The sequence below is a fragment of the Escherichia sp. MOD1-EC7003 genome, assembly GCF_002965065.1.
Lineage (GTDB): Bacteria > Pseudomonadota > Gammaproteobacteria > Enterobacterales > Enterobacteriaceae > Escherichia.
The window spans coordinates 1-23,935 of sequence record NZ_PTRE01000059.1; the positions used below are offsets into that span (position 1 = coordinate 1).

Genomic DNA, 23,935 nt, shown 5'->3' on the forward strand with positions numbered 1-23,935 from the left:
CCAAAACCTACCAGAATATGGTGTTGGTTTATTAGCGCTGATTTATGGGGATCCCTCAGCGCTACGGCATGGTTAAGCACATTACTTTCATAAAATGAGTAAAACTCGGCTTCTTTAAAATTCACACCAAAGTCCGCAGTCACTTTCCATACTTCACCACGGTGAGTGTTGACGAAGCCACTATTCCAGTCAGCATAACCTGCATTTATTGAGCCAAAGGAACCTTTATATTCTAATGAAGAATATGCAGGAAGATGATAGATAATCGTTGTCAGGGTACACGCAATTAGAAGCCATCTTTTGGCAGACATATAATGTGCTCTCCATTCATTGTTTTTATGTTTCCATCGAAATCAATACATGAGACAATTATTTTTATTAAGAACGACACAAAAAGTATATTTAAAGGCGAGTGGCAAAGCGTGATGGAGATCGCAGATTACTTTTACCCTTGGGTATGGAGGTATCGTGTTTCAAAAAGTGTGTCTATTTTAAATATCACTCATTGATTTATAGACATTTTCCTCATGAAAAGAAAACTCAATGCTGTACAAGAATATTTTGTATCTTCTATTGCTTTCTCCCGTAATAACTCACCATTCAGGTATAACTTAAATCTATTTGTTCCTAATCTCAGTTTTTGTAAATGAAAAGGCACATAAGAGTTAAAATAAACAATGAACTAAAATTTAATTACGCAGAAATGCGAGACGTCTTCAGGATTAGAATCGATAAAACAGAATGGGTTAAAGAGAGAGGTATAATAGCGGCGGGTGCTTGAGGCTGTCTGTCTCAGGCATTAGCTAAACGGCAGATAGAGAAAAGCCCCGAGTGATATTTTACAATCAACCCGAGGCCCCCTATATGCAGAACACATGTAGAGTGCCTCTTACTGACCGTAAGGTCAAGGAGAAGAGAGCAATGAAGCAGCATAAGGCGATGATTGTCGCCCTGATCGTCATCTGTATCACCGCCGTAGTGGCGGCGCTGATAACGAGAAAAGACCTCTGTGAGGTTCACATCCGAACTGGCCAGACGGAGGTTGCTGTTTTCACGGCTTACGAATCCGAGTAAGAGCAACGGCGGGGAGCGATTCCCGCCACTTTACAGGTGCTCGCATATCTTCAACGCACCCTATTTTTTGCCCATGCCTGCCTACGGGCAGGCTTTTCAGAGCATTAGCGCGTCAAATCGTCAAAAAACTTCTTCACGCCGTCAAAGAAACTCTTCGAACGCGGACTATTGTGCTCGCCAGTTGGGCCACCGAAACTTTCTTGCAGCTCTTGCAGCAGCTGTTTCTGCTTCTCGTTCAGACCTACCGGTGTTTCGACGACAACGCGGCACAGCAAATCACCCTGTGCGCCGCCGCGGACAGACTTGACGCCTTTACCGCGCATACGGAACAATTTACCGGTCTGAGTTTCACCAGGCACTTTCAGTTTGACCCGGCCATCAAGGGTCGGTACTTCGATTTCGCCACCCAGTGCCGCCATAGCGAAGTTGATCGGCACTTCGCAATACAGGTTGTTGCCTTCACGCTCGAAAATCGGGTGCTGTTTAACCTGAACCTGAACGTACAAATCGCCTGCTGGTGCGCCGTGTTCGCCCGCTTCACCTTCGCCCGCAAGACGGATGCGGTCTCCAGTGTCCACCCCTGCCGGGATTTTAACGGACAGCGTTTTGCTGCGCTCAACACGACCATGGCCATGACATTTGTTGCACGGATCTTTGATCAACGTACCACGGCCCTGACAGTGCGGACAGGTCTGCTGTACAGCGAAGAAGCCCTGGCGCATCTGCACCTGACCAGAACCATGACAGGTCGGACAGGTCTGCGGCTGCGTGCCTGGTTTTGCGCCGCTACCGTGGCAAACATCACACTCTTCCAGAGTCGGAATGCGGATCTCTTTGGTCACGCCACGTACAGCTTCTTCGAGGGTGAGCTCCATGTTATAGCGTAAATCAGCGCCACGAGCCGCACGTTGACGACCACGTCCACCGCCAAAAATATCGCCGAAAACGTCACCAAAAATATCGCTGAAGTCTGCGCCGCCGCCAAAACCGCCGCCGCCCATACCGCCTTGCTCAAACGCCGCATGACCATATTGATCGTATGCCGCACGTTTTTGCGAGTCGGTCAGAACTTCATAAGCTTCCTTGATCTCTTTAAATTTCGCCTCGGCCTCTTTGTCACCCTGGTTACGGTCCGGGTGGTATTTCATGGCCAGGCGTTTGTAGGCCTTTTTGATTTCACGCTCTTCCGCTGTTTTGGAAACGCCTAAAATCTCGTAATAATCAAGCTTCGCCATCTTTTTTGATTTGCCCCTGGATGAATGCACGGGCGGAGAGGAAAATCCTCTTCGCCCGTGTCAGTATAATTACCCGTTTATAGGGCGATTATTTTTTGTCTTTGACTTCTTCAAATTCAGCGTCGACAACATCGTCATCTTTCGCGTTGTTTGCAGAAGCATCAGCACCGGCAGTCTGCTGCTGGGCATGTTGCTGTTGGGCGATTTCCATCAGTTTCTGGGAAACCTGTGCCAGTTCTTGCATTTTCGCTTCGATAGCGGCTTTGTCTTCACCTTTCAGAGCAGTTTCCAGTGCAGTCAGCGCAGACTCGATAGCAGTTTTGTCGTCAGCCGGCAGTTTGTCGCCTGCTTCTTCAACCTGCTTACGGGTGCTGTGCAGCAGATGGTCGCCCTGGTTGCGAGTCTGTACCAGCTCTTCAAACTTACGGTCAGCTTCGGCGTTCGCTTCTGCGTCGCGTACCATTTTCTGGATTTCATCTTCGTTCAGACCAGAAGAAGCCTTGATGGTGATCTTCTGCTCTTTACCGCTGTTTTTATCTTTCGCGGAAACGTGCAGGATACCGTCAGCATCGATATCGAAGGTCACTTCGATCTGCGGCATACCGCGCGGTGCCGGGTTGATACCATCCAGGTTGAACTGACCCAGAGATTTGTTATCAGCCGCACGTTTACGTTCACCCTGCAGCACGTGGATGGTTACCGCAGACTGGTTGTCTTCAGCGGTAGAGAACACCTGGCTGTGCTTGGTCGGGATAGTGGTGTTTTTCGCGATCAGCGTCGTCATCACACCGCCCATGGTTTCGATACCCAGAGACAGCGGGGTAACGTCAAGCAGCAGTACGTCTTTTACGTCACCAGTCAGAACACCACCCTGAACAGCAGCACCGATAGCCACAGCTTCGTCCGGGTTAACGTCTTTACGCGGCTCTTTACCAAAGAACTCAGCAACTTTCTTCTGAACCATTGGCATACGCGTCTGACCACCAACGAGGATAACGTCGTCGATATCAGATACGGACAGGCCAGCGTCCTGCAGTGCAACTTTCAGCGGCTCGATGGAACGGTTTACCAGATCTTCCACCAGGCTTTCCAGTTTCGCACGCGTCACTTTAATGTTCATGTGTTTCGGACCGGTCGCGTCTGCAGTGATGTACGGCAGGTTAACGTCGGTCTGCTGAGCGGAAGAAAGCTCGATTTTCGCTTTTTCTGCCGCTTCTTTCAGGCGCTGCATTGCCAGCGGATCGTTGCGCAGGTCAATGCCCTGATCTTTCTTGAACTCTTCAACCAGGTAGTTGATCAGACGGCTGTCGAAGTCTTCTCCACCCAGGTGGGTATCACCGTTGGTTGCCAGAACTTCGAAGGTTTTTTCGCCGTCAACTTCGTCGATTTCGATAATGGAAATATCGAAAGTACCACCACCCAGGTCATAAACCGCGATAGTACGGTTGCCAGTACCTTTGTCCAGACCGTAAGCCAGCGCAGCCGCGGTCGGCTCGTTGATGATACGTTTTACTTCCAGACCAGCGATACGGCCAGCGTCTTTGGTTGCCTGACGCTGAGCATCGTTAAAGTATGCCGGTACGGTGATAACAGCTTCAGTTACCGGTTCACCCAAGTAATCTTCAGCAGTTTTCTTCATTTTTTTCAGCACTTCAGCAGAGATCTGCGGCGGTGCCATTTTCTGGCCTTTAACTTCGACCCATGCGTCGCCGTTATCAGCAGCAATAATTTTGAACGGCATGATGGAAACATCACGCTGTACTTCTTCGTCCTGGAAGCGGCGGCCAATCAGGCGTTTAATCGCAAACAGGGTATTTTGCGGGTTCGTCACTGCCTGACGTTTAGCCGGCTGACCAACCAGAGTTTCACCATCCTGGGTATAGGCAATGATAGAAGGCGTGGTGCGATCGCCTTCGGCGTTCTCCAGTACACGCGGAGTTGTGCCATCCATAATCGCTACACAAGAGTTGGTAGTACCCAGGTCGATACCAATTATTTTACCCATCTAAACGTCTCCACTATATATTCGGTCATCATGTGGTTGTAAGTCTGTAATAGGGGCGAAACGTCTGGTTTCAACTGCCCAATTTCATTTTTTTGCAGACTCACTCACTGCGGTTGACTACTAAATGGGGTCGTAACCCACGTCATCAAGGGGGAGATGCAAAAATTTTTTGTGCTTTTGCGCAGAAATTTCGCAATATGCCAGAAGAAGCCATGAAACTGACAGTAATTTTATTCATATAAAGAATGAATCACCGCCAATACATTCATCAAAAAATTGTAATAAAAATAAAAGATTACAAACCTGAATCTTCTTTTTATCAGCAGTAAACTAGTGGGTATTCATCCCCCTACCTCTCCCCACTAAGAGAATCCTTATGAAATCCGTTTTGACGATTTCCTCTAGCCTGGCGATTAGCCTGATGCTGTGCTGCACGGCGCAGGCAAACGACCATAAAATCCTCGGCGTCATTGCGATGCCGCGTAACGAAACCAACGATCTGGCGCTAAAACTTCCTGTTTGTCGCATTGTTAAACGCATACAACTCTCTGCCGACCATGGCGATTTACAGTTAAGCGGTGCATCGATTTATTTCAAAGTCGCCCGTAGCGCCAGTCAGAACCTGAATGTTCCTTCAGAAATAAAAGAAGGGCAAACCACTGACTGGATCAACATTAATAGCGATAACGACAATAAACGCTGCGTCTCAAAAATCACCTTTTCCGGTCATACGGTGAACTCATCGGATATGGCCACGCTGAAAATTATCGGCGACGACTAACACCAGAATATAGAAGCCACAAAAAATGAATGTTAATTACCTGAATGATTCAGATCTGGATTTTCTCCAGCATTGCAGTGAGGAACAGCTGGCAAATTTCGCCCGATTGCTCACCCATAATGAAAAAGGCAAAACTCGCCTCTCCAGTGCACTGATGCGCAACGAACTGTTTAAATCGATGGAAGGACATCCTGAGCAACACCGCCGCAACTGGCAGCTGATTGCCGGAGAATTACAACATTTTGGCGGCGACAGTATCGCCAACAAACTGCGCGGACACGGTAAATTGTATCGGGCTATTTTGCTCGATGTTTCAAAACGATTGAAGCTGAAAGCCGACAAAGAGATGTCTACGTTTGAAATTGAGCAACAATTATTGGAACAATTTCTGCGTAATACCTGGAAGAAAATGGACGAGGGACATAAGAAGGAGTTTCTGCAAGCGATCGATGCCAGAGTGAATGAGCTGGAAGAATTACTGCCGCTGTTGATGAAAGACAAATCATTAGCAAAAGGCGTATCGCATTTGCTTTCCAGCCAATTGACCCGCATTTTACGCACCCACGCAGCAATGAGCGTTCTTGGGCATGGTTTGCTGCGCGGCGCGGGTCTGGGAGGCCCTGTAGGCGCAGCATTAAATGGGGTTAAAGCGGTCAGCGGCAGCGCCTATCGCGTGACGATCCCAGCAGTACTGCAAATTGCCTGCCTGCGCCGGATGCTTAGCGCCACTCAGGTCTGATAACGGATAGCGGGGAAAATTTTCATTTTCCCCTAAAAAGATCATAGACACTGCCCCACTGGCTGATTATTATGCCGCGCCCTGAAAACACTACAGTTATTCAGGGAAATTATTTCACCATTCATTCAATGATGATTTTGAGGAATTATGGGCAACACTAAGTTGGCTAATCCGGCACCGCTGGGCCTGATGGGCTTCGGCATGACCACCATTCTGCTTAACCTGCACAATGTGGGTTATTTCGCTCTGGACGGTATTATTCTTGCCATGGGCATTTTCTACGGCGGCATCGCGCAAATTTTTGCCGGTCTGCTGGAGTACAAAAAAGGCAATACTTTCGGTTTAACCGCATTCACCTCTTACGGTTCTTTTTGGCTGACGCTGGTTGCGATTCTGCTGATGCCGAAATTGGGTTTGACCGATGCGCCAAATGCACAGTTCCTTGGTGTCTACCTGGGTCTGTGGGGCGTATTTACGCTGTTTATGTTCTTCGGCACGCTGAAAGGCGCACGCGTTCTGCAATTCGTTTTCTTTAGCCTGACCGTGCTGTTTGCCCTGCTGGCGATAGGTAACATTGTTGGTAACGCCGCGATCATCCACTTTGCAGGCTGGGTTGGTCTGATCTGCGGTGCCAGCGCAATCTATCTGGCGATGGGGGAAGTGCTGAACGAGCAGTTCGGTCGCACCGTTCTGCCGATTGGTGAATCCCACTAATTGTCTGGGCTTCCCCGCACGGGGGATGCGCTTTATTCATGCCGGATGCGGCGTGAACGCCTTATCCGGCCTACATCGTCATGTAAATTCAATATATTGCAGATACCACGTAGGCCTGATAAGCGTAGCGCATCAGGCGCTTTTCGTTTGTTATCAGTCTCAGCTCCCCCGCACGGGGGTGTAAATAAAGTGCGCTTTATTCATGCCGGATGCGGCGTGAACGCCTTATCCGGCCTACATCGCCATGTAAATTTAATATATTGCAGATACCGCGTAGGCCTGATAAGCGTAGCGCATCAGGCGCTTTTCGTTTGTTATCAGTCTCAGCTCCCCCGCTCAGGGGTGTAAATAAAGTGCGCTTTATTCATGCCGGATGCGGCGTGAACGCCTTATCCGGCCTACATCGTCATGTAAATTTAATATATTGCAGATACCGCGTAGGCCTGATAAGCGTAGCGCATCAGGCACTTTTCGTTTGTTATCAGTCTCAGCTCCTCCGCACGGGGAGATTTTCTTATTCGCTAATTTCTCGTCTTGCACTCTTCGGCCTGAATGCGGCAACCACTTCCGGTGCCGTTTCAACGTATGGCCCTTCCAGCAACTGAATACAGTAAGGTACGCTGGCAAAAATACCGTGTACCACAACGTTATCCTCAGCGTCTTTCACGCCTTCCAGCGTCTCTTTAATAGACTTCGGCTGACCGGGTAAGTTAAGGATCAGTGCCTGTTTGCGAATCACGCCCACCTGGCGCGAAAGGATCGCAGTTGGTACAAAATGCAGGCTAATCTGGCGCATCTGTTCACCAAAGCCCGGCATATTGCGGTCCGCTACTGCCAGCGTCGCATCCGGCGTTACGTCACGACGCGCCGGGCCAGTTCCCCCCGTGGTGAGCACCAGATGGCAACTCATTTCATCCACCAGCTCACATAACGTTTGCTCAATAATCGCCCGCTCATCGGGGATTAAGCGGGTTTCCAGTTCAAACGGCGTGGTTAGCGCCGATGTCAGCCATTCTTCCAGCGCAGGGATGCCTTTATCCTGATAAACGCCACTGGATGCGCGATCAGAAATGGAAACTAAGCCAATACGTAAAGTATTCATCAATATTTTTCCGTTTAAACAGTCTCGTTAAACAGAATGATACACTGCGAAGAGAATGACAGACAGGCTTCAGAAGAGGTAGCATGACCGACTTCCCGGTCACGCTAAGAATGATTACAGCAGATCGCCAATCATTTTTTCCAGTTTTTCCTGGTCAACAGCAAACTTACGGATACCTTCTGCCAGTTTATCTACTGCCATTGGATCCTGGTTGTGCTGCCACAGGAACTCGGACTCGGTAATACGCGCAGGACGCGCTTTCACTTCGCCGGTGTAAGACAGTTTACGTTCGATAGCCCCTTCGCTCTCAGCCAACTCTTTCAGCAGTGCCGGTGCGATGGTCAAACGGTCGCAACCTGCCAGTTCCAGAATTTCGCCGATGTTACGGAAGCTTGCGCCCATAACCACGGTTTCATAACCGTGCTCTTTGTAGTACTGGTAAATTTCAGATACAGAAACCACGCCCGGATCTTCTGCCGGAGCGAACTCTTTCTTATCGGTATTCGCTTTGTACCAGTCAAGAATACGGCCAACAAATGGCGAGATCAGGAACACGCCCGCTTCCGCACAAGCACGTGCCTGAGCGAAAGAGAACAGCAGAGTCAGGTTACAGTTGATACCTTCTTTTTCCAGCTGTTCTGCAGCACGGATCCCCTGCCAGGTAGAAGCCAGTTTGATCAGAATACGATCGTTGCTAATACCGGCATCGTTGTAGAGCTTGATCAGGCGTTTTGCTTTCGCAATTGACGCTTCGGTGTCATAGGAAAGACGCGCATCAACTTCAGTTGAGATACGGCCCGGAACCAGTTTCAGGATTTCCAGACCAATATTTACTGCCAGTTTGTCGGTCGCGTCCACGATCTGCTGCGCGCGATCGTTGCTCTGCTGTTTCGCCCAGGCGACAGCATCATCAATCAACTTACGATATTCCGGAATCTGCGCTGCGTTAAGAATGAGAGAAGGGTTGGTTGTGGCATCCTGCGGTTGATACAGCTTCATTGCCGCGATGTCCCCAGTGTCGGCCACTACGGTGGTGTACTGACGAAGGGAAGTCAATTTGTCCGTCATGATAGTATTTCTCTTTAAACAGCTTGTTAGGGGGATGTAACCGGTCTGTCTTGATGATATCACGACGCAACGTCAGCGCAACCGCCGACAAGACGGTTATCGCCAGGCGAGACTGTTTCGGATTTCTGACACTGCGTTGATATCGCCCCCCATTTTTATACAAAACCTCATGTATGCTACGCAGAAGTTATCAAGTACCTCGTAACGTATATACTTCTTAAACAATTGGTAACGTTTACACAAGAAAGTCATCGCGACCGGCAATAAGAGGGATATGCATGCCAGATTTTTTCTCCTTCATTAACAGCGTCCTTTGGGGATCGGTCATGATTTACCTGCTCTTCGGCGCAGGTTGTTGGTTCACTTTTCGCACCGGATTTGTGCAATTCCGCTACATCCACCAGTTTGGCAAAAGTCTTAAAAACAGCATTCATCCACAGCCAGGCGGTTTAACCTCATTTCAGTCATTATGTACCAGTCTTGCGGCGCGCGTGGGTAGCGGCAACCTGGCCGGTGTTGCGCTGGCAATTACCGCCGGTGGACCCGGAGCCGTCTTCTGGATGTGGATTGCCGCGTTTATCGGTATGGCGACCTCGTTTGCCGAATGCTCCCTTGCTCAACTTTATAAAGAACGTGACGTCAATGGGCAGTTTCGCGGTGGACCAGCATGGTATATGGCGCGCGGGCTGGGAATGCGCTGGATGGGCGTTATGTTCGCCCTCTTTTTGCTCATCGCCTACGGCATAATTTTCAGTGGAGTTCAGGCAAACGCCGTTGCCCACGCCCTGAGTTTTTCTTGTGATTTTCCCCCGCTAGTGACAGGCATTATTCTCGCTGTCTTTGCTCTGCTGGCAATCACTCGTGGTCTTCATGGCGTCGCCCGGATCCTGCAGTGGTTTGTCCCGTTGACAGCGTTACTTTGGGTACTGACCAGCCTGGTGATTTGCGTAATGAATATCGGGCAACTTCCCTACGTCATTTGGTCTATTTTTGAGAGTGCTTTTGGCTGGCAGGAAGCGGCAGGCGGCGCGGCGGGATATACCTTAAGCCAGGCGATTACTAACGGTTTTCAGCGCAGTATGTTTTCCAATGAGGCGGGAATGGGGTCGACGCCAAACGCGGCAGCGGCAGCGGCGTCCTGGCCTCCGCATCCGGCAGCGCAAGGCATTGTCCAGATGATTGGCATTTTTATCGACACTCTGGTCATCTGTACGGCAAGCGCCATGTTAATACTACTGGCGGGTAACGGCACAACCTACATGCCGCTGGAAGGTATTCAGCTTATCCAGAAAGCGATGCGGGTGTTAATGGGTTCCTGGGGGGCAGAGTTTGTTACCCTTGTGGTTATTCTGTTTGCCTTCAGCTCCATCGTTGCCAACTATATTTATGCCGAAAACAATCTCTTCTTTTTACGCCTGAACACCCCTAAAGCAATCTGATGTCTGCGGATCTGCACCTTCGCAACGGTCATCGGCGGCGCCTTGCTTAGTCTTCCGCTGATGTGGCAACTGGCAGATATCATCATGGCCTGCATGGCTATTACCAATTTGACCGCCATTTTACTGCTCTCGCCTGTGGTTCATACCATTGCCAGTGATTATCTACGCCAGCGTAAACTCGGCGTACGCCCGGTGTTTGATCCGTTGCGTTATCCGGATATCAGCCACCAGCTTTCTCCGAACGCGTGGGATGATGTTTCGCAGGAGTAATCACAACTATCGATCAACTCATTCCCTTTTTTTGCTAAAGTCGGCATAAATTTCCTGCAAGGACTGGATATGCTGATTCTTATTTCACCTGCGAAAACGCTTGATTACCAAAGCCCGTTGACCACTACGCGCTATACGCTGCCGGAGCTGTTAGACAACTCCCAGCAGCTGATCCATGAAGCGCGGAAACTGACGCCCCCGCAGATTAGCACGCTGATGCGCATCAGCGACAAACTGGCGGGTATCAACGCCGCGCGCTTTCATGACTGGCAGCCAAATTTCACGCCGGAGAATGCCCGCCAGGCGATTCTGGCATTTAAAGGTGATGTCTACACCGGCTTGCAGGCCGAAACCTTCAGCGAAGACGATTTCGAGTTTGCCCAACAGCATTTGCGAATGCTTTCCGGCTTATATGGCGTACTGCGCCCGCTCGATTTAATGCAGCCTTATCGTCTGGAAATGGGGATCCGTCTTGAGAATGCCCGAGGGAAAGATCTGTATCAATTCTGGGGAGATATCATCACCAACAAGCTGAACGAGGCGCTCGCAGCACAAGGTGATAATGTGGTGATTAATCTGGCGTCAGATGAGTATTTCAAATCAGTGAAGCCGAAGAAATTGAACGCCGAGATTATCAAGCCAGTGTTCCTCGATAAGAAGAACGGCAAATTTAAGATCATCAGCTTCTACGCTAAGAAAGCACGGGGTCTGATGAGTCGTTTCATTATTGAAAATCGGCTGACCAAACCAGAGCAACTGACTGGCTTTAATAGCGAAGGTTACTTCTTTGATGAAGCTTCCTCCAGCAATGGTGAGCTGGTGTTTAAACGCGACGAATTACGTTAAGTTTGTAGTCAATGCCGGATGCGGCGTGAACGCCTTACCCGGCCTACAAAAGCATGCAAATTCAACATATTGCAGAATTCACGTAGGCCTGATAAGCCGCGCCAGCGTCGCATCAGGCGCTGAATGCCGGATTGTTAACCGGCATTTGTCATTTAGCGGTGATGTTTGCCTGGACCATGACCGCCGTGATGATCATGATGAGCTTTCTTATGGTGACGCGGCGGCGGCGGTCCGTGTGGCTGCCAGCGATTGCCTCGCCATTCATAATGTTGTTTCCACCAGCCGTGGTCGCGCCAGTGACCGCCATCCCAGTAATAGCCGCGATTATCACGATCGCCTATCTGTAATTTTATTGACGGGACTAACGTAATTTCCGCAGCCTGCGCTGCCATGGGAGCGACCAGAACCAGGGAAAGTGCGAGTACGATAGATTGCATCTTTTTCACAGGTTACTCCTTTTATCATTGCCCGCTATGGGTCGATATCCGGAGATTACGCGATGAGAACGGCGGTTGTTATTCTCCGCAATCCTAATCTCTAAGTTACCGCATTTATTGAGAATTTCTCCTTTTTCCTTGTCGATTTTCTCCATATTTTCTTCATAAAAAAGCCGGGCTGCATAAATTCAAACCCGGCCTGATTAAGATAATGAATAGACGTTACTGATGATTCATCATCAATTTACGCAACGCAGCAAAATCGGCGGGCAGATTATGCGAAAGCAAGGGTAAATCAGCACGTTCTGCCAGCTCTTTTGGCAGCTCCAACGTTTCACCAAGAATCGCTTCCACGCTTTCTTTAAATTTCGCCGGATGCGCGGTGCCGAGGAACAGGCCATATTCGCCTGGATTCAACTGGTCACGCAGCGCACGATAAGCTACGGCAGCGTGCGGCTCCGAGGTATAGCCCAGCGCTTTTAACTCACGCATTGTCTGTTGGGTGGTTTCATCATCCACCGCGGCATAACCCAGCTCTTTCAGTTGCCAGATTTTGCGACGGAACAACTCTTCCACACGCGGCCAGTTGTTCGGCTGACTCACGTCCATCGCGTTGGATAACGTCGCCTGAGTCGCTTTGGGGGACCACTGACCATCATGCAGGAAACGCGGCACTGTATCGTTCACGTTGGTCGCAGCAATAAAACGTTTCACCGGCAGACCGAGTGACTTCGCCAGCAGACCCGCCGTCAAATCACCGAAGTTTCCGCTTGGCACCGAGACAACCAGCTGGTTGCGCGCTTCCTGCGGCAGTTGCGCCACAGCTTCAAAGTAGTAGCAAATCTGCGCCAGCAAACGGCTGATGTTAATCGAGTTAGCCGAGTTTAACCCCAGCGCCACTTTCAGCTCTTCATCATCAAACGCCTGCTTCACCAGCGCCTGACAGGCATCGAAATCGCCGTCGATGGCAACAGTTTCGATATTACCACCCAACGTACAGAACAGTTTTTCTTGCAGTGGACTGATTTTGCCTCGTGGATAGAGGATAACCACTTTCACATTCGGTAAACCGTAGAAAGCATGAGCCACTGCCGCTCCGGTATCGCCGGAAGTTGCAGTCAGAATGGTCACTGGCTTATCGCCCGCAATATGGGTCAGCATTTGCGCCATAAAGCGACCGCCGAAATCTTTAAATGCCAGCGTTGGTCCGTGGAACAATTCCAGACAACCAACATCGCTTTCAACATTGGCGACCGGTGCCGGGAAGGCAAACGCCGCGCGCACGCGCTCTTCCAGTATTTCCTGCGGGATCTCATCACCAATAAACGCCGAGAGGATCTTTGCACTGCGGGTGACAAAATCCAGTTTCAGCATCTCATCTATTTCAGTCAGGCTCAATTCCGGCAGATCGTGCGGAAAAAACAGTCCCTGATTTTTGCCCAACCCCTGGGTTACGGCTTGCGCAAAGCTGACCTGCTCGTTGTGATCTTTCAAATTGTAGAGTTTCATTTAGTTTTCCAGTACTCGTGCGCCCGCCGTATCCAGCTGGCAAATATGAACAAAACCTTCCTGATTTTGCAGGTAATTCTTACCCAACCAGTCGGCAACGCGCTGGGCGGTATCCGGCTTGTCACACAGAGCGAACAAGGTCGGACCGGAGCCGGAGATACCGCTTGCTACCGCGCCGATTTCCGCGACCGCCTGCCGCGCCTGTCTGAAGCCTGGCAGTAAACGTTCCCGGTAAGGTTCAGCGATAACATCTTTCATCAGCTTCGCGGCAAGCTCAGGTTGACGGGAATAGCAGGCATGGATGAAGCCCGCCAGATGTCGTCCGTGCGCAATGCAATCCTGGCGGCGATACTGCGCCGGTAGAATAGCCCGGGCTTCTGCCGTCGAGACTTTAATTCCCGGATACGCCAGCACCCACAGCCACTCATCAAACCCCGGCACTTGCTGGCTGATAATGTCGTTTTCTTCGATCATCAACTGCATACCGCCAAGAAAACACGGTGCTACGTTGTCGTAATGAATGCTGCCGGAGATACGCCCTTCCAGCTCGCCCATCAAAGCCAACAAACGCGTGTCATTAAGCGGCTTGCCGCAGTGTTCATTCATTGCCATCAGCGCCGCGACCACCGAACAGGCGCTGGAGCCTAAGCCCGAACCGATCGGCATGTTCTTTTCCAGAGTCATCGCGACTGGAATTTGCTTGCCCAGCTCCTGACAAAAACGCTCCCAGCACTGATAAACGATATTTTCCCGTGGTGCTGACGGCAGCTTATCGGCAAAGCGTCCGAGGTTGTTAAGACTGAATGTCTCTGCCGCCTCAACCGTTACGACATCTCCGAGCAATGCACCATCAACAGGTGTCACCGCCGCCCCAAGCACATCAAACCCGACGCTCATATTGGCACTGGAAGCCGGGGCATAAACTTTAACCATGTCAGACTCCTAACTTCCATGAGAGGGTACGTAGCAGATCGGCAAAGACACCGGCAGCGGTAACGTCATTACCCGCGCCATATCCGCGCAGAACCAACGGCAGCGGCTGATAATAGTGGCTATAGAAGGCCAGGGCGTTTTCACCATTTTTCACTTTGAACAGCGGATCATTACCATCCACTTCGGCAATCTTCACGCGGCAGATGCCATCTTCATCAATATTGCCAACATAGCGCAAAACTTTTCCTTCATCACGGGCCTTCGCCACGCGCGCGGCAAAGAGAGCATCGAGCTGTGACAGATTCGCCATAAAAGCTGCAACATCACCCTCTGCGTTAAACGTTGCGGGCAGCACAGGTTCAATTTCAATATCTGCCAGCTCCAGTTCACGTCCGGTTTCACGGGCGAGAATCAACAATTTACGCGCCACATCCATACCAGAAAGATCATCTCGCGGGTCAGGTTCGGTATAACCCATTTCCCGCGCCAGCGTTGTCGCCTCAGAGAAGCTCATACCTTCGTCTAACTTGCCGAAGATATAAGAAAGCGAACCAGAAAGAATGCCGGAGAACTTCATCAATTCATCACCTGCATTGAGCAGATTTTGCAGGTTCTCAATAACCGGTAATCCTGCGCCAACGTTGGTGTCATAAAGGTATTTACGCCGCGATTTTTCCGCCGCATAACGCAACTGATGGTAGTAATCCATCGACGAGGTATTGGCCTTTTTATTCGGCGTGACAACGTGGAAACCTTCGCGCAGGAAGTCAGCATACTGATCTGCCACCGCCTGACTGGAAGTGCAGTCAACAATAACCGGGTTCAGCAAATGATATTCTTTCACCAGGCGAATTAAGCGCCCGAGGTTAAACGGCTCTTTGGCTTGCGCCAGTTCTTCCTGCCAGTTTTCCAGATTAAGGCCATGTACATTGGTGAGCAGAGCCTTCGAGTTGGCAACGCCGCAGACACGTAAGTCGATATGTTTATTCTTCAGCCAGCTTTGCTGGCGTTTCAGTTGCTCCAGCAGCGCACCGCCAACGCCACCGACGCCAATCACAAACACTTCAATAACCTGATCGGTATTGAACAGCATCTGGTGGGTAACCCGCACGCCAGTGGTCGCATCATCGTTATTTACCACGACAGAGATTGAACGTTCAGAAGATCCCTGAGCAATGGCGACAATGTTGATATTAGCGCGGGCCAGCGCGGCAAAGAATTTCGCCGAGATCCCACGCAAGGTGCGCATACCATCGCCTACCACTGAGATGATAGCCAGCCGTTCAGTGACCGCCAGTGGCTCCAGTAAGCCTTCTTTTAGTTCAAGATAGAACTCCTCCTGCATTGCCCGTTCAGCTCGCACACAGTCGCTTTGAGGAACGCAGAAACTGATACTGTATTCGGAAGATGATTGCGTAATCAGCACCACTGAAATGCGGGCGCGTGACATCGCAGCAAAGACGCGCGCCGCCATGCCGACCATCCCTTTCATCCCCGGACCAGAAACGCTGAACATTGCCATGTTATTTAGATTAGAAATCCCCTTAACCGGTAATTCGTCTTCATCACGGCTGGCGCCAATGAGCGTACCTGGCGCTTGCGGATTTCCGGTATTTTTAATCAGGCAAGGGATCTGGAACTGGGCGATGGGGGTAATGGTGCGGGGGTGAAGAACTTTAGCGCCGAAGTAGGAAAGCTCCATCGCTTCCTGATAGGACATCGACTTCAACAACCTCGCATCGGGCACCTGACGCGGGTCGCAGGTATAGACCCCGTCAACGTCCGTCCAGATCTCGCAACAATCGGCGCGTAAACAGGCAGCTAACACTGCAGCGGAGTAGTCGGAACCGTTACGTCCAAGCACCACCAGTTCACCTTTTTCATTACCGGCGGTGAAGCCTGCCATCAGCACCATGTGATCAGCCGGAATGCGGCTTGCCGCAATACGGCGGGTGGACTCAGCAATATCGACGGTAGATTCGAGGTAATGACCGACTGCCAGCAGCTTTTCGACCGGATCGATTACGGTAACGTTGTGACCACGCGCTTCTAAAACTCCGGCCATAATGGCGATCGACATTTTCTCGCCACGGCAAATCAGCGCCGCGTTGATGCTATCCGGGCACTGCTCCAACAAACTAATGCCATGCAGGACATGTTTAATTTGGGCAAATTCCTGGTCGACGAAAGTTTTCAGTTGCGCCAGCGGGAATCCCGGCTGGGCGGCGGCGAGTCCTGTCAGAAGTTCGGCAAAAATACGTTCGGCATCGCTGATATTGGGAAAAGCATCCTGGCCGCTAATGGTTTTTTCAATCATCGCTACCAGGTGGTTGGTGATTTTGGCGGGGGCAGAGAGGACGGTGGCCACCTGCCCCTGCCTGGCATTGCTTTCCAGAATATCGGCAACCCGCAGAAAACGTTCTGCATTTGCCACTGATGTACCGCCGAACTTCAACACTCGCATGGTTGTTACCTCGTTACCTTTGGTCGAAAAAAAAAGCCCGCACTGTCAGGTGCGGGCTTTTTTCTGTGTTTCCTGTACGCGTCAGCCCGCACCGTTACCTGTGGTAATGGTGATGGTGGTGGTAATGGTGGTGCTAATGCGTTTCATGGATGTTGTGTACTCTGTAATTTTTATCTGTCTGTGCGCTATGCCTATATTGGTTAAAGTATTTAGTGACCTAAGTCAATAAAATTTTAATTTACTCACGGCAGGTAACTCGTTCAGAAGCTGCTGTCAGACACTCTTTTTTTAATCCACACAGAGACATATTGCCCATTGCAGTCAGAATGAAAAGCTGAAAAATACTTACTAAGGCGTTTTTTATTTGGTGATATTTTTTTCAATATCATGCAGCAAACGGTGCAACATTGCCGTGTCTCGTTGCTCTAAAAGCCCCAGGCGTTGTTGTAACCAGTCGACCAGTTTTGTGTCATCTGCCACTGCCAGGGTCGTCAGCAATGACATGACTCGTTCGCGTAAAGCTTGCAGTTGATGTTGGTCTGCCGTTGTGTCACTTTTGGCTGGTTGTTGTATTAATGTTGCTAATTGATAGCAATAGACCATCACCGCCTGCCCCAGATTGAGCGAAGGATAATCTGCCACCATCGGCACACCAGTAAGAACGTCAGCCAACGCTAACTCTTCGTTAGTCAGCCCAGAATCTTCGCGACCAAACACCAGTGCAGCATGGCTCATCCATGAAGATTTTTCCTCTAACAGCGGCACCAGTTCCACTGGCGTGGCGTAGTAATGATATTTTGCCCGACTGCGTGCAGTAGTGGCGACAGTGAAATCGACATCGTGTAACGATTCAGCCAGCGTTGGAAAAACGTTAATATTATCAATAATATCACCAGATCCATGTGCGACCCAGCGGGTAGCTGGCTCCAGGTGTGCCTGGCTATCGACAATCCGCAGCTCACTAAACCCCATCGTTTTCATTGCCCGCGCCGCTGCCCCAATATTTTCTGCTCTGGCGGGTGCGACCAGAATAATCGTTATACGCATATTGCCACTCTTCTTGACCAAATAACCGCGAACAGGGTGAACACTGTCAACTTATTACGCGGGGAGAATTTACAAACCCTTAACGTAAATCGCAGAAAAAGCCCCTCAGCTAACTTAAAAAAGGCTAAACTATTTCCTGACAATACTAACGGTTGAATTGTTAAAAAATGCTACATATCCTTCTGTTTACTTAGGATAATTTTATCAAAGATAAATCTCGACAATTGGATTCACCACGTTTATTAGTTGTATGATGCAACTAGTTGGATTATTAAAATAATGTGATGAAAGCTAACATTTAGATACAATGATTTCATCAAACTGTTAACGTGCTACAATTGAACTTGATATATGTCAACGAAGCGTAGTTTTATTGGGTGTCCGGCCCCTCTTAGCCTGTTATGTTGCTGTTAAAATGGTTAGGATGACAGCCGTTTTTGACACTGTCGGGTCCTGAGGGAAAGTACCCACGACCAAGCTAATGATGTTGTTGACGTTGATGGAAAGTGCATCAAGAACGCAATTACGTACTTTAGTCATGTTACGCCGATCATGTTAATTTGCAGCATGCATCAGGCAGGTCAGGGACTTTTGTACTTCCTGTTTCGATTTAGTTGGCAATTTAGGTAGCAAACATGCAGACCCCGCACATTCTTATCGTTGAAGACGAGTTGGTAACACGCAACACGTTGAAAAGTATTTTCGAAGCGGAAGGCTATGATGTTTTCGAAGCGACAGATGGCGCGGAAATGCATCAGATCCTCTCTGAATATGACATCAACCTGGTGATCATGGATATCAATCTGCCGGGTAAGAACGGTCTTCTGTTAGCGCGCGAACTGCGCGAGCAGGCGAATGTTGCGTTGATGTTCCTGACTGGCCGTGACAACGAAGTCGATAAAATTCTCGGCCTCGAAATCGGTGCAGATGACTACATCACCAAACCGTTCAACCCGCGTGAACTGACTATTCGTGCACGCAACCTGCTGTCTCGTACCATGAATCTGGGTACTGTCAGCGAAGAACGTCGTAGCGTTGAAAGCTACAAGTTCAATGGTTGGGAACTGGACATCAACAGCCGTTCGTTGATCGGCCCTGATGGCGAGCAGTACAAGCTGCCGCGCAGCGAGTTCCGCGCCATGCTTCACTTCTGTGAAAACCCAGGCAAAATTCAGTCCCGTGCTGAACTGCTGAAGAAAATGACAGGCCGTGAGCTGAAACCGCACGACCGAACGGTAGACGTGACGATCCGCCGTATTCGTAAACATTTCGAATCTACGCCGGATACGCCGGAAATCATCGCCACCATTCACGGTGAAGGTTATCGTTTCTGCGGTGATCTGGAAGATTAATCGGCTTTACCACCGTCAGTAAAAACGGCGCTAAAAAGCGCCGTTTCAGATTGTTGGCAACGTGCGCTTTGTTCATGCCGGATGCGGCGTGAACGCCTTATCCGGCCTACAAAACATGCAATTCAATAGATTGCAGAAATTACGTAGGCCTGATAAGCGTAGCGCATCAGGCAATTTGGCGCTTGCCATCATTCTCAGACCGAACCCTGCCTCAGACTGTTGACAACGTGCGCTTTGTTCATGCCAGATGCGGCGTGAACGCCTTATCCGGCCTACAAAAACATGCAATTTCAATAGATTGCAGAGATTACGTAGGCCTGATAAGCGTAGCGCATCAGGCAATTTGGCGTTTGCCATCATTCTCAGACCGAACCCTGCCTCAGATTGTTGACAACGTGCGCTTTGTTCATGCCGGATGCGGCGTGAACGCCTTATCCGGCCTACAAAAATATGCAATTCAATAGATCGCAGAAATTACGTAGGCCTGATAAGCGTAGCGCATCAGGCAATTTGGCGTTTGTCATCATTCTCAGACCGAACCCTGCCTCAGATTGTTGACAACGTGCGCTTTGTTCATGCCGGATGCGGCGTGAACGCCTTATCCGACCTACAAAACATGCAGTTTCAATAGATTGCAGAGATTACGTAGGCCTGATAAGCGTAGCGCATCAGGCAATTTTGCGTTTGTCATCATTCTCAAACGGCGCTAAAAAGCGCCGTTTTTTATTGCTAAATTCTCTTCATTTCCAGATACGTAACTCATCGTCCGTTATAACTTCGCTACTGGCTTTCATTTTCGGCAGTGAAAACGCATACCAGTCGATATTACGGGTCACAAACATCATACCGGCCAGCGCCACCACCAGCACACTGGTTCCCAACAACAGTGCGCTATCGGCAGAGTTGAGCAGTCCCCACATCACACCATCCAGCAACAACAGCGCGAGGGTAAACAACATGCTGTTGCGCCAGCCTTTCAATACCGCCTGCAAGTAAATACCGTTCATTAACGCCCCAATCAAACTCGCGATTATCCATGCCACGGTAAAACCGGTATGTTCAGAAAGCGCCAGCAAGAGCAAATAGAACATCACCAATGAAAGCCCCACCAGCAAATATTGCATTGGGTGTAAACGTTGCGCGGTGAGCGTTTCAAAAACAAAGAAGGCCATAAAAGTCAGCGCAATCAGCAAAATAGCGTACTTAGTCGCCCGGTCCGTTAATTGGTATTGATCGGCTGGCGTCGTCACTGCAACACTAAACGCCGGGAAGTTTTCCCAGTCGGTATCATTACCTGAAGCAAAACGCTCACCGAGATTATTAGCAAACCAGCTGCTTTGCCATTGCGCCTGAAAACCTGACTCACTGACTTCCCGTTTAGCAGGCAGAAAATCACCTAAAAAACTGGGATGCGGCCAGTTGCTGGTTAAGGTCATTTCGCTATTACGCCCGGCAGGCACCATAGAAAGATCGCCGGTACCGCTTAAATTCAGCGCCATATTCAGCTTCAGGTTCTGCTTCTGCCAGTCCCCTTCGGGTAAAGGGATATGCACGCCTTGCCCGCCTTGCTCTAACCCGGTGCCGGGTTCAATGGCCAGCGCAGTTCCGTTAACTTCAGGTGCTTTCACCACACCAATACCACGCGCATCCCCGACGCTAATCACAATAAATGGTTTGCCTAAGGTGATATTTGGCGCGTTGAGTTCGCTAAGGCGCGAAACATCGAAATCGGCTTTTAGCGTTAAATCACTGTGCCAGACCTGACCGGTATAAATCCCGATCTTGCGTTCTTCCACGTTCTGACTGCCATCAACCATCAATGACTCAGGTAACCAAAAATGGATAAAACTTCGTTTCTGCTCCACGGTTTTATCCCCTTCCTGCACCGTATAAAGCTCGGTCACAGGAATAGCGATGAGCGGCCCAACGAGTTTTTGCGACCCGCTGGTACTTTGGCGAATCGCATCTTCCACATCGCTACGGTAATCGGCACGTTCGACAATCACCTGCCGAATCAGCATTATCGGAATCAACAACAGCAATACAGCACCAAACAGGGTGGTCATTTTCCAGAACAGGGGGGATTTCAACATAGTCTTCTCCTTTGCAATGGCAGCAAGATACGAAGGCTATGTGGGAAGAATTTGAAGCTATGTGAAGTGACGGTGAAGTCGAAACGAGGCCAGCACGCCGCCTTCCGGCATATTGCGCAGCGTGACTTCGCCATTAAACAAACGAGCAACCTCACTGACGAACGCCAACCCCAGACCACTGCTTTTTTGCCCATTTGCACGCGGCAAAGAGTAAAAACGTTCAAAAATACGCGACAGGGCGTAGTCAGGAATACCACAACCGGTATCCTGCACTTGAAACGTGACGTGTTCCTGATCCACTTCGGCGCTAAGCGTTATGCGACCGCTCTCGGGGGTAAAATCAATGGCGTTATCCAGTAAATTCCCCAGAGCCTGCTCCAGTAACACCGGTTCAGCAGCAACATTAACCTCGGTAGACATAACATGCAGAGTGATATTTTTTTCTGCCAACTGCACGGTGCGCGCTTCGCTGACGCGGCGAAATAATGCCGCCACATCAATAGCCGCCAGAACGACTTCCTGACGATTCTCCAGTCTTGCCTGGCGTAATAACGTTTCAACCAGTGTCTGCATACGCGCGTTTTGCGTCAGAATGTTGTCGGTAAAACGGGCCACCACTTCTGGCGGCGGGCCTTCGCGTAAAATTTCTGCCGCGCCACGGATTGCCGCCAGCGGACTTTTTAACTCATGGGTTAACGCGTAAACATACTGCTCAATATAATTTTTCCCCTCCAGCTTCACGCGCATACTTTCCAGCGCCTGCGCGAGTTTACGCAGCTCGCTACTGCCGAGATCGGGAAGAGGAACGGGCTTATTATCAGTGACGGAATCAGCATAGCGAGTGAGCCGGGCAATGGAACGATTAATCCACCAAACCATGCCTGCGCCAATCACCAGTGCAATCCCCAACAAAATGGCGCTGGCCCATAAAATTCGCCGCTCGCTGCGTTTAATGACCGGAGCCATCGCCGCGTTCGGTTTGCCTACGCTCAAAACGCCAATAAGCCGCGAGCCGTCCATAATCGGTGCGGCGACATACATCACAGAACTTTCGGGATCGGCAGGATCTTGCAACGTGCTGCGCGCACCATACTGACCACGCAACGTTAGCCAGACGTCATTCCAGCGCGAATAATCCTGTCCGACGGCTTTATTTGTCGAATCGAATAATACTTTGCCCTGCGCATCGGTCATATAAACATGATATTCATTGCGCACTTTGTTAATGCCACCGATATTGGCGCGAAACGGGCGATGTTGTAGCAGGTTAAATGCCTGTGCCAGTCGCCCATGCGTTGGGTCACCAGAGAGCAAATCGGGACGCGCCAGCTCTGCCAGCAACGTTGCGGTGTCGATCAACGTCCCCTCCGTTACTCTTCGTACGCCCGGTTTAACTTCTTTGACAAAAATAGCCAGTACGAACCAGGCCGCCACCGCCACCAGTAAAAAATAGCCCAGCAACAACCGCATGCCGATACGCATTACAGGCCCCTCAGGCTATATCCCATGCCGCGATGAGTATGAATCGGTGAAAGATCGGGGTTGATGGCGCGCAACTTGGCACGCAGCGTTTTAACGTGGGTATCGACGGTGCGATCATAGGTGTCCTGCGCATCTTCCCACACGCTATCCATCAGTTGCTGGCGGGACCAGACGCGGCCCGGCGACTTGAGTAACGTCTTCAGCAACAAAAACTCATACCGCGTCAGCGTTAATGGCGTGTCAAACCAGCTGATCTGCGCTTCGGGTTCATTCAATTCAAAATGACCAATACGGATGACGGGAGATGGCGTCGAGAACTTCTTCACCCGACGCAGTAAGGTGCGCACCCTGGCGCACACTTCGCGCGGTGAAAACGGTTTAGCCACGTAGTCGTCAGCGCCAATTTCCAGCCCAAGCAGGCGATCGACCTCTTCACTTCGGGCCGTCAGGAACAGTACAGGTAACGCTGGATGGAGCGCCAGTAACTGGCGGCACAATTCAAAGCCGCTGATATCAGGCAAACCAACATCGAGAATCATGACATCGGGAACCTGCTGGCGAGCTTTATCCAGCACCGGCAAGCCTCGCTCAAAGACCTCGACGGCAAAGCCCTCCTGCTGCAACATGTAGACCAGTGTGTCGGCTATCCCTTGCTCGTCTTCCACTAACCAGACCGTTTCCCGTTGCATAAATCGCCTCTGTTATTGCCGCCACGGCATGACAGGCACCGCGCTAATCGCGTTTTTCGGCGAACCGTCTACAACTTTGTCGGAGTAAGCCAGATAAGCGAGCGCGTTGCGTTTAGGGTCATAAAAGCGCACGACCTGTAACGACTTAAAGACCAGCGACGTGCGTTTTTTGAATACTACCTCGCCCTGGGCTTTACCATTTTTAATTCGATCCGACAGTTCAATCGGCCCGACTTGCTGACAAGAAATGGCCGCATCGGAGGTATCTTCTGCCAGGCCCACCCCCCCTTTAATACCACCTGTTTTCGCCCGGCTCACATAACAAGTGACATTTTTCACATCGGGATCGTCAAAGGCTTCTACGATAATTTTGTGATCCGGGCCGATCATTTTAAATACAGTGTCGACCGAACCAATCTCTTCTGCATGAGCCAACGGCCCCAGCATTACCAGGCTTAAAGACAGAATCAAATGCTTGTATTTCATATTGTTACCATTTTTATCTATTACACGAGCAATTAGTTCACCACGGTAAATAACATATTGATTAAAAACAAAATTTCAATACTTTTATTTCCGTCAAGACCTAAAACATACTCTACTAAGAAAAAAACACTGAATGCTAAAACAGCAAAAAATGCTATTATCCAGTTACC

21 protein-coding genes, 2 pseudogenes and 1 other annotated feature are annotated in these 23,935 nt (G+C 50.0%); of the genes and pseudogenes, 7 read left to right on the top strand and 16 right to left on the bottom strand.

Going from position 1 to position 23,935, the window contains the following annotated elements; translation table 11 throughout:
- Positions 1-311, bottom strand: a pseudogene (locus A7090_RS11055) (hypothetical protein); the annotation flags it as partial.
- Between the two features lie 610 nt (positions 312-921).
- Here A7090_RS11055 and mokC point away from each other — a divergent pair.
- Positions 922-1,074, top strand: a complete 153-nt coding sequence (gene mokC / locus A7090_RS11060; RefSeq protein WP_198599581.1) for a type I toxin-antitoxin system toxin MokC — start codon at positions 922-924, stop codon at positions 1,072-1,074.
- Positions 1,075-1,178: 104 nt separating this feature from the next.
- Here the strand turns inward: mokC and dnaJ are convergent, their stop codons facing one another.
- Both dnaJ and dnaK read right to left on the bottom strand, forming a co-directional pair.
- A complete protein-coding gene (gene dnaJ / locus A7090_RS11065) occupies positions 1,179-2,309 on the bottom strand; it encodes a molecular chaperone DnaJ (RefSeq protein ID WP_105274053.1) in 1,131 nt (376 codons plus the stop codon).
- Positions 2,310-2,397: 88 nt separating this feature from the next.
- A complete protein-coding gene (gene dnaK / locus A7090_RS11070; protein WP_000516135.1) occupies positions 2,398-4,314 on the bottom strand; it encodes a molecular chaperone DnaK in 1,917 nt (638 codons plus the stop codon).
- Between the two features lie 376 nt (positions 4,315-4,690).
- On the opposite strand from dnaK, the gene A7090_RS11075 reads away from it, so the two are divergent.
- The 3 genes from A7090_RS11075 (at position 4,691) to satP (ending at position 6,548) form a co-directional block, all read left to right on the top strand.
- On the top strand, positions 4,691-5,095 hold the full coding sequence (locus A7090_RS11075; RefSeq protein ID WP_105274054.1) for a DUF2541 family protein: 405 nt from the start codon (positions 4,691-4,693) through the stop codon (positions 5,093-5,095).
- A gap of 25 nt (positions 5,096-5,120) precedes the next feature.
- Entirely contained in the window at positions 5,121-5,834 is a 714-nt protein-coding gene (gene msyB / locus A7090_RS11080; RefSeq protein WP_105274055.1) for an acidic protein MsyB, read from the top strand.
- A 147-nt stretch (positions 5,835-5,981) separates the two neighbouring features.
- Positions 5,982-6,548 (top strand): acetate uptake transporter, encoded by a 567-nt coding sequence (gene satP, locus A7090_RS11085; RefSeq protein ID WP_105274056.1) that lies wholly within the window; start codon positions 5,982-5,984, stop codon positions 6,546-6,548.
- A gap of 514 nt (positions 6,549-7,062) precedes the next feature.
- On the opposite strand, the gene mog is transcribed toward satP, so the two are convergent.
- Together mog and tal are read right to left on the bottom strand one after the other, a co-directional pair.
- Complete coding sequence (gene mog / locus A7090_RS11095) at positions 7,063-7,650, bottom strand: molybdopterin adenylyltransferase (protein ID WP_105274058.1); 588 nt, start codon at positions 7,648-7,650, stop codon at positions 7,063-7,065.
- A 114-nt stretch (positions 7,651-7,764) separates the two neighbouring features.
- Positions 7,765-8,718 carry a transaldolase gene (tal, locus tag A7090_RS11100; protein ID WP_105274059.1) on the bottom strand — a complete coding sequence of 318 codons (954 nt, stop codon included), beginning with the start codon at positions 8,716-8,718 and terminating at the stop codon, positions 7,765-7,767.
- Between the two features lie 278 nt (positions 8,719-8,996).
- Here tal and A7090_RS11105 point away from each other — a divergent pair.
- Together A7090_RS11105 and yaaA are read left to right on the top strand one after the other, a co-directional pair.
- Positions 8,997-10,427 (top strand): annotated as a pseudogene (locus A7090_RS11105) (alanine/glycine:cation symporter family protein).
- Positions 10,428-10,496: 69 nt separating this feature from the next.
- A complete protein-coding gene (yaaA, locus tag A7090_RS11110) occupies positions 10,497-11,273 on the top strand; it encodes a peroxide stress protein YaaA (protein WP_105274060.1) in 777 nt (258 codons plus the stop codon).
- A gap of 152 nt (positions 11,274-11,425) precedes the next feature.
- Here the strand turns inward: yaaA and A7090_RS11115 are convergent, their stop codons facing one another.
- The 7 genes from A7090_RS11115 to yjjY all read right to left on the bottom strand — a co-directional run bounded on the left by A7090_RS11115 (position 11,426) and on the right by yjjY (position 18,203).
- Complete coding sequence (locus A7090_RS11115) at positions 11,426-11,719, bottom strand: DUF2502 domain-containing protein (protein WP_105274061.1); 294 nt, start codon at positions 11,717-11,719, stop codon at positions 11,426-11,428.
- A 213-nt stretch (positions 11,720-11,932) separates the two neighbouring features.
- On the bottom strand, positions 11,933-13,219 hold the full coding sequence (gene thrC / locus A7090_RS11120) for a threonine synthase (protein WP_105274062.1): 1,287 nt from the start codon (positions 13,217-13,219) through the stop codon (positions 11,933-11,935).
- A complete protein-coding gene (thrB, locus tag A7090_RS11125) occupies positions 13,220-14,152 on the bottom strand; it encodes a homoserine kinase (RefSeq protein ID WP_105274063.1) in 933 nt (310 codons plus the stop codon).
- Position 14,153: 1 nt separating this feature from the next.
- Positions 14,154-16,616: a bifunctional aspartate kinase/homoserine dehydrogenase I gene (thrA, locus tag A7090_RS11130; RefSeq protein ID WP_105274064.1), complete on the bottom strand. Its 2,463-nt coding sequence runs from the start codon at positions 16,614-16,616 to the stop codon at positions 14,154-14,156.
- Positions 16,617-16,642: 26 nt separating this feature from the next.
- Positions 16,643-16,762, bottom strand: a sequence feature (Thr leader region).
- Positions 16,698-16,763 carry a thr operon leader peptide gene (thrL, locus tag A7090_RS11135; RefSeq protein WP_001386572.1) on the bottom strand — a complete coding sequence of 22 codons (66 nt, stop codon included), beginning with the start codon at positions 16,761-16,763 and terminating at the stop codon, positions 16,698-16,700. Its footprint overlaps the feature before it by 65 nt.
- A gap of 213 nt (positions 16,764-16,976) precedes the next feature.
- Positions 16,977-17,663: a tRNA/rRNA methyltransferase gene (locus A7090_RS11140; protein WP_105274065.1), complete on the bottom strand. Its 687-nt coding sequence runs from the start codon at positions 17,661-17,663 to the stop codon at positions 16,977-16,979.
- Positions 17,664-18,062: 399 nt separating this feature from the next.
- Entirely contained in the window at positions 18,063-18,203 is a 141-nt protein-coding gene (gene yjjY, locus A7090_RS11145; protein ID WP_001303782.1) for a YjjY family protein, read from the bottom strand.
- Positions 18,204-18,298: 95 nt separating this feature from the next.
- Between yjjY and arcA the strand changes: the two genes are divergently transcribed.
- Positions 18,299-19,015 (top strand): two-component system response regulator ArcA, encoded by a 717-nt coding sequence (gene arcA / locus A7090_RS11150; protein WP_001194358.1) that lies wholly within the window; start codon positions 18,299-18,301, stop codon positions 19,013-19,015.
- A gap of 740 nt (positions 19,016-19,755) precedes the next feature.
- On the opposite strand, the gene creD is transcribed toward arcA, so the two are convergent.
- From creD to creA, 4 genes are read right to left on the bottom strand one after another with little or no spacing between them, the layout of a single operon-like run.
- Complete coding sequence (creD, locus tag A7090_RS11155) at positions 19,756-21,108, bottom strand: cell envelope integrity protein CreD (protein ID WP_105274066.1); 1,353 nt, start codon at positions 21,106-21,108, stop codon at positions 19,756-19,758.
- A gap of 57 nt (positions 21,109-21,165) precedes the next feature.
- Positions 21,166-22,590 (bottom strand): two-component system sensor histidine kinase CreC, encoded by a 1,425-nt coding sequence (creC, locus tag A7090_RS11160; RefSeq protein WP_105274067.1) that lies wholly within the window; start codon positions 22,588-22,590, stop codon positions 21,166-21,168.
- Positions 22,590-23,279 carry a two-component system response regulator CreB gene (gene creB / locus A7090_RS11165; protein WP_105274068.1) on the bottom strand — a complete coding sequence of 230 codons (690 nt, stop codon included), beginning with the start codon at positions 23,277-23,279 and terminating at the stop codon, positions 22,590-22,592. The genes creC and creB overlap by 1 nt, the downstream gene beginning before the upstream one ends.
- 12 nt (positions 23,280-23,291) lie before the next feature.
- Positions 23,292-23,765: a protein CreA gene (gene creA / locus A7090_RS11170; RefSeq protein WP_105274069.1), complete on the bottom strand. Its 474-nt coding sequence runs from the start codon at positions 23,763-23,765 to the stop codon at positions 23,292-23,294.
- Positions 23,766-23,935 lie beyond the last annotated feature (170 nt).